The sequence below is a fragment of the Pseudomonas sp. Sample_24 genome (assembly GCF_004307605.1).
Classification (GTDB): Bacteria; Pseudomonadota; Gammaproteobacteria; order Pseudomonadales; family Pseudomonadaceae; genus Aquipseudomonas.
In genome coordinates, this window is record NZ_RCNW01000144.1 from 1 (window position 1) to 6,545 (window position 6,545).

Annotated in this window: 5 protein-coding genes; 1 reads left to right on the forward strand and 4 read right to left on the reverse strand. The window is 56.6% G+C overall.

Features of this window, described 5'->3' with window-relative positions:
• Positions 1–68: 68 nt before the first annotated feature.
• The 4 genes from ssuE to D8V06_RS07025 form a co-directional block, all read right to left on the reverse strand.
• Entirely contained in the window at positions 69–662 is a 594-nt protein-coding gene (gene ssuE / locus D8V06_RS07010; RefSeq protein WP_056854060.1) for an NADPH-dependent FMN reductase, read from the reverse strand.
• A 303-nt stretch (positions 663–965) separates the two neighbouring features.
• Positions 966–1,604 (reverse strand): peroxiredoxin, encoded by a 639-nt coding sequence (locus D8V06_RS07015; protein ID WP_130903845.1) that lies wholly within the window; start codon positions 1,602–1,604, stop codon positions 966–968.
• Positions 1,605–1,897: 293 nt separating this feature from the next.
• Complete coding sequence (locus D8V06_RS07020; protein WP_130903844.1) at positions 1,898–3,241, reverse strand: OprD family porin; 1,344 nt, start codon at positions 3,239–3,241, stop codon at positions 1,898–1,900.
• Positions 3,242–3,657: 416 nt separating this feature from the next.
• Complete coding sequence (locus D8V06_RS07025; RefSeq protein WP_130930678.1) at positions 3,658–4,995, reverse strand: OprD family outer membrane porin; 1,338 nt, start codon at positions 4,993–4,995, stop codon at positions 3,658–3,660.
• A 362-nt stretch (positions 4,996–5,357) separates the two neighbouring features.
• Here D8V06_RS07025 and tauA point away from each other — a divergent pair, with 362 nt between their 5' ends.
• Complete coding sequence (tauA, locus tag D8V06_RS07030) at positions 5,358–6,347, forward strand: taurine ABC transporter substrate-binding protein (protein ID WP_130930679.1); 990 nt, start codon at positions 5,358–5,360, stop codon at positions 6,345–6,347.
• The last annotated feature ends 198 nt before the right edge of the window (positions 6,348–6,545 follow it).

A 6,545-nucleotide genomic window follows, 5' to 3' on the forward strand; every position in this document is an offset into this window, starting at 1 on the left:
GGGTTTTGGCTGCACCTGCTTGCCCGTTGGCGGGCGAGTAAGGCCAGTACTTCAAGGGTGAAAATGGCTCAAATGCTCCAGCGAGCACTCAACAAACGTTCATTCAACAGGTTTGGATCGAGCGGCTTGGGCCGTCGCGCCATGGCGCTGAAAAACAGCTCCAGCGATTCATTCAATCGTTGCTCAAGCTCCGGTGCCAACTGCGCCAGGGCACTGCCTTCGCCGTAAGCGATCTGGCTGTCGACGGCGAAAATGCCCTGAAGCATTTCCTGGGCCTTCAATGCCGACAGCACCGGTTTGAGCGCGTAATCCACCGCGAGCATGTGGGCGATGCTGCCGCCGGTTGCCATTGGCAACACCACCTTGTGGCTCAAGGCGCGCTCCGGCAGCAGATCCAGCACGGTTTTCAATGCACCGGAAAACGAAGCCTTGTACACCGGCGTGGCGATCAGCAAACCATCGGCGTTTTCAATTTGTTGCAGCAGGTCGACCACCTTGGGGCTGTCGAAACGTGCGTGCAGCAGGTCTTCAGCCGGGAAGTCCCGTACCTGATAACTCACCACCTCCACGCCCTGCTCTTGTAGCCAACGTTGGGAGCGATCCAGCAGAACCCCGGAACGGGAGCGCTGACTGGGACTGCCACCGAGTGAGACGACCAGCATTCAGACGATTCCTTGATTGCAGACGATTCGCGGTTTGCGATCTCGCTTTGATGGAAAGACCTTAACAGGTGATTAATATATCCATAAATCATATTTATTCATTTGGTTATGCAATATAGAAATATGAAGAATCACTTCTTTCAGACAAAAAAAAGGCCGTCGAACCGGCCTGAAATCCCCTGCTTTGTGGTTGATGATCGTTCCCACGCTCCGCGTGGGAATGCAGCCCGTGACGCTCCGCGTCACTGGACGCGGAGCGTCCCTAGAGGCATTCCCACGCGGAGCGTGGGAACGATCACATCGTCAGCGATTCGGCTGCGGCGTCAGGCGCAGGTAAGGCTTAACGGCGCGATAGCCTTTGGGAAAGCGCTGTTTGATTTCTTCTTCATCCTTGAGCGACGGCACGATCACCACCTCATCACCGTCCTGCCAGTTGGCCGGCGTGGCCACTTTGTAGTTGTCGGTGAGCTGCAGAGAATCAATCACCCGCAGGATTTCATGGAAGTTGCGGCCGGTGCTCGCCGGGTAGGTGATGGTCAGGCGAACCTTCTTGTTCGGGTCGATGACAAACAGCGAACGCACCGTCAGGGTGTCGTTGGCATTCGGATGGATCAGGTCGTAGAGGTCCGAAACCTTGCGGTCGGCATCGTCGAGGATCGGAAAGTTGACGACGGTGTTCTGGGTTTCGTTGATGTCGGCGATCCACTTGTGGTGCGAGTCCACCGGGTCGACTGACAGGGCAATGGCCTTGACGCCACGCTTGGCAAACTCATCCTTCAGCTTAGCCGTGAAGCCCAGTTCGGTGGTGCACACCGGGGTGAAATCCGCCGGATGGGAAAACAGCACACCCCAGCTATCACCCAGCCATTGGTGGAAACGGATGGTGCCGGCGCTGGAATCCTGTTCGAAATCGGGGGCGATATCGCCGAGTCTGATGCCCATGGTGTAGCTCCTGGTGAGTGCTGGATGAACTCAACTGTGCCTGTGTTTTTTATCCATTAAAAAGAATAAATATCGATTTGTTTAGACCGAAAAGAAATATTAAAGAACTGTTCACTGGACGGATGAACGCAACCCGCCGAACATCGGCCACAAGGTTCGAGAAGGCCTTGAGTTGCTGCAAAAGAGGGAATTTCGAGGCGGGATTACGGGGGTGACCCCGTCTTGAAACGCAAAAAGCCCCGCCCGGCGTGATGCCGGGCGGGGCTTTTTCTATCTCGCTTACGCGTGCGCTTTTACAACAGCGGAATCGAGTAGCTGACGATCAGACGGTTTTCGTCCTGGGAACGGGTGTTCGGCAGGTCGGTACGCCAGGTGGCGTTTTTCCACATCAGCCCGAGGTTCTTCAGCGCGCCCGACTGCACGACGTAACCCACAGTCAGGTCGCGTTCCCACTCGGAAGCGCCGTTGGCGAGTTGACGGCCGGCGCCGTTGACCGTGTCGATGTCGTCGCCATGCAGGTAAACCACACCCGCTGTCAGGCCAGGAACACCGACCTTGGCGAAGTCAAAGGAGTAGCGCGCTTGCCAGGTTTTCTCGCCGGCACGGCCGAACTTCTGGATTTGCGAGTCGGTGATGGTGTAGTTCGACGAACCGTCGCCCTGGTTCAACCAAGGGAAGTCACTGCTGCCATTACTGACCTGGTAACCGCCGCCGAAAGTGTGGCCGGCCACGGTGTACAGGAACAGGCCGCTGTACAGATTGTTGTCGACCTTGCCCTTACCGTTAGGCGCGTTGTAGTTGCCCGTCGTGTAGTACAACGGATCGTGACCGTTGGCGCCGTCGTCGGAGCTGTTGAAGTAGCGGAAGTCCGACTTCAATACGCCCGGGCCGATTGCCCAGTTATGCACCAGTCCGAGGAAGTGCTGTTTGTAGAACTCTTCCAGCTTGCCGTAGTAGTACTGGGCAGTCAGGTCCTTGGTGAGTTTGTAGTCACCGCCGGCATAGATGAACTTGTTGCTGTCGCGAGCTGCCGCGGTACGACCGTTGGCGCCGGAGATCGACAACTGCTGGTTGTTGCTCGAGTTACGACCTTTGACCTGCTCGATCTGACCGCCGACCAGGGTCAGGTCCTTGATGTCGCCGGACGTGATCTGGCCGCCCTGCCAGGTTTGCGGCAGCAGACGACCGTCGTTGGTCACGATGACAGGGTTCTTCGGCTGCAAGGTCCCCAGTTTCAGCTCGGTCTGAGAAACCTTGGCCTTGGCGGTCAGACCCAGGCTGGAGAAGTTATCAACCGACTCACCGTTGGACTTGGTTGGGAACACAGTACCGCCATAAGCGTTGCCAGCCCCACCGTTGGTACCACCGCCCGAATCCAGTTTCACGCCCAGCAGGCCGATCGCGTCGATACCGAAACCGACGGTGCCTTGGGTGTAACCGGAAATGAAACGCAGATCGAAGCCTTGGCCCCACTCTTCGTTCTTGTTCGGTTCGGCACTGCCGTCACGGAAATCCTGATTGATGTAGAAGTTGCGCAGCCCCAAGGTTGCCTTGCTGTCTTCGATGAAACCGGCGGCGCTTGCCTGCTGCGCCAAAACCCCTACGGCCACTGCCAGGGCCAAGGTGGACTTGTTCATTGTTTCGCTCCTATCGTTTTCTAATACTTGTGTTGCTGGTCCCGGGTCGTATGCCCTGGATCCGCAGACGCTTTTTGCGCCTGACCGTCGAACGCGGTCATTTTTTTGGGCGCGCAGGATACCTCTTCATAATCCGCAAAAGAATTATTGAAGTATTTTTAATCGCATTGGGAAATAAGCCCCGACAACACAGATTGGGGGTATCGGCCGAAATGCCGATTCCTGAATCGTTTTATCTCGAGGGAGGTTGCAGCTTGATCCGAGGCTTACGGTGCGTGTCGGATGGACTTACTGTAAGCGCTGACGATAAAAGCTAAAAAGAATTAAAAATTCACCTATGCAAACAATATGGAATATTGAATCGAGACGAAAAAAAACCTCACCGTTGTGGTGAGGTTTTTTGAAGGGGGACGCTATTACATGAAGCTGTAGGTGTAGTTGAAGATCAGACGGGTCTGGTCTTCATCAAGCGTGCTGGTGTTGCCACGATACATACCGTGACGCAACGTAGTACCGAAGCCTTTGAGTGGGCCGGTTTGAATCACGTAATCCACACGCAGGTCGGTTTCCCGCTCGTTCAGGTCATCACCCACGCCGTTGGTGGCCTTGATGTCCCGGCCATACAGATAAGCAGCCGACGCTTTCAGGCCTGGCACGCCCAAAGAAGCGAAGTCATAGGAGTATTGACCGTAGGTGGTGTTTTCACCGGCACGGATAAAGCTGCCCACGGTGGCATCGGTGAAGGAGTAGAAGCTTGCGCCGCCGGCACCTTCGTTACGGCCTCGACCGTCAACCACGTTAGCCTGGTTCAGGAAAACAAAACCGCCGTCATCGTTGACACGCTGGTGACCGAGCAAGAATGCACTGCCGCCCAGGGTGTAGGTGAACGTGGCGCTCCAGGTTTTGTTGTCGACTTCGCCTGGCGTCTTGGCGTAACCGTTGTTGTTGTTGAACAGGTAGCCGGCCGTGCCGTTCTTGCCGTCGGAGCTGCTGTCGAAATAACGGATATCGGTCTTGAACGACTGGTTCGGTGCGATCGGGTAGACGTGCACCAGGCCCAGGAAGTTCTGCTTGTAGTAGTCTTCCAGGTTCGCGTAGTAGTACTGCAGCATCAGGTCTTTAGTGACCTTCCAGTCAGCACCGGCGTAACGGAACTGGTTGCTGTCCTGAGTACCGCCAGCCACGGCCAGGCCGGTGCTGTTGCTCGATGCGCGACCGGTCGCGTGCTCCAACTGACCTACGTTGAAGGTCACGTTGTCGATTTCCTTCGAAGTCAGGGTGCCACCTTCAAAGGTTTGCGGTAGCACGCGGCTGTCGTTCGCGATCAGGATCGGCATGTTTGGCTGCAGAGCGCCACCCACGTGAGCCTCGGTCTTCGAGAAACGTGCCTTGACGTTCGCTGCCGCACGGCTCCACGAGTGTTCGGCCGAACCATCGGTGTCGCTAGGTGTGAAGGAGTTGTTGTCCGGATGATGGCCTTTGCCGCCGTCCAGATGGATACCGACCAGCGCCTGGGCGTCGATACCAAAACCAACGACACCTTGAGTGAAACCCGACTGGTAATCGAACTTCAGGCCTTCAGCGGCCTCTCGCTGCCGGTTGGCAGGCGTGCTGGGGCCTTCCCGTTTATCGGCGTCGAAATAATAGGTGCGCGAACTGACGGAAGCCTTGCTGTCTTCGATGAAACCTGCGGCGCCTGCCTGCTGCGCCATAACCCCTACGGCCACGGCCAAAGCCAAGGTGGACTTGTTCATTGTGAAGCTCCTCTGGATTCTAATTCTTGTGTTCCTGGTCTCGGGTCGTTGCCCAAAATCCTAAGATGCGCGATTAGCGCCGGACGGTGACTCACAAGTCAATCGTAACCATGTGTGTCTACGACCATAGTCTAATCCCCGGTTTTTTGGTCCATGCAGGTTCATGAGATCGTCACAAACCTGAAAAGAATGGCTCGATTCTTTTCTCATACCGTTTAGGAATTAAGCTCACTTCAACTACCCCAGCGGACTAGAGCGGGTGCCACATAAGTTAATTACTAAATGGTATTTATTGGTCGTTTTTTAGATCGATTAGGTTTGGACACAATTTCGCAACAAAACCAATCGAACAGGCCCTCGCCATGACGACCAAGCGCGCACTATCCAAGCCCTTTGTTACAGTTTGTGTATCGCTGTTGATTTCTTTCTCTGCCCACGCAGCAAACCTCACCGTCGGCTACCAAACCGGTATCGACCCCAGCAAGGTGCCGCAGGCGGATGGCCTGTACGAAAAAACCATTGGCCAGCCCATCGACTGGCGACGTTTCAACAGTGGCCCGGAGGTGGTCACAGCGATAGCGTCCGGCGATGTACAAATCGGCAACCTCGGTTCCAGCCCTTTGGCGGCAGCGGCGTCGCGCAACCTGCCGATTGTCGCGTTCCTCGTGTCGGCACAGATCAATGCGGCGGAAGCCCTGGTGGTGCGTAACGGCAGCGGCATCGAAAAACCGCAAGATTTGATCGGCAAGACCATCGCCACGCCCTTCGTTTCCACCTCGCATTACAGCCTGCTCGGCGCGCTGAAGCATTGGGGCCTGGACGCCTCGAAAGTCAAAGTGGTGAACCTGCAACCAGCGGAAATCGCCGCGGCCTGGAAGCGTGGCGATATTGATGGCGCGTTTGTCTGGTCACCCGCATTGGGTGAAATTCGCAAGACCGGCAAGACCTTGACCGATGCCGCACAGGTCGGACAGTGGGGCGCTCCCACCTTTGAGGTTTGGGTTGCGCGCAAGGATTACGCCGAGAAGCATCCTGATGTCGTAGCCAAGTTCGCCAAGGTCACGCTCGACGCCTTTGCTGATTACGCCGCGCACAAAGCCAACTGGACCACCGACTCTGAGCCTGTGCAGAAAATCGCCAAACTGACTGGTGCCAACGCTGCCGACGTGCCGGAGTTGCTCGCCGGTTCCGCTTTCCCGGATGCCAAGGCACAGCAAACCAGCGCGCTGCTGGACGGCGGCACGGCCAAGGCGATTGGCGAGACGGCGAAGTTCTTGAAGGAACAAGGGAAGGTGGAAACGGTGCTGCCGGATTACTCGCCGTATGTCAGCGCGAAGTTTGTCACCGAGTAATCCACTGAAACCTGTGGCCAGGGAGCTTGCTCCCGTTGGGCCGCGTATCGGCCCTGATGGGAGTCCTTCGGCCTCCAGCGGGAGCAAGCTCCCTCGCCACAAAAGCGGAATGCAGCCCGGGACGCTCCGCGTCCCATCCAGTACCGAACGCAGAGCGTCCGTAGAGGCATTCCCACGCAGAGCGTGGGAACGATCAGG

Bases quoted from the DNA above. Each gene is read 5' to 3' on its own strand.
- ssuE (WP_056854060.1), bottom strand. From the start codon at position 662: ATGCTGGTCGTCTCACTCGGTGGCAGTCCCAGTCAGCGCTCCCGTTCC.
- D8V06_RS07015 (WP_130903845.1), bottom strand. From the start codon at position 1,604: ATGGGCATCAGACTCGGCGATATCGCCCCCGATTTCGAACAGGATTCC.
- D8V06_RS07020 (WP_130903844.1), bottom strand. From the start codon at position 3,241: ATGAACAAGTCCACCTTGGCCCTGGCAGTGGCCGTAGGGGTTTTGGCG.
- D8V06_RS07025 (WP_130930678.1), bottom strand. From the start codon at position 4,995: ATGAACAAGTCCACCTTGGCTTTGGCCGTGGCCGTAGGGGTTATGGCG.
- tauA (WP_130930679.1), top strand. From the start codon at position 5,358: ATGACGACCAAGCGCGCACTATCCAAGCCCTTTGTTACAGTTTGTGTA.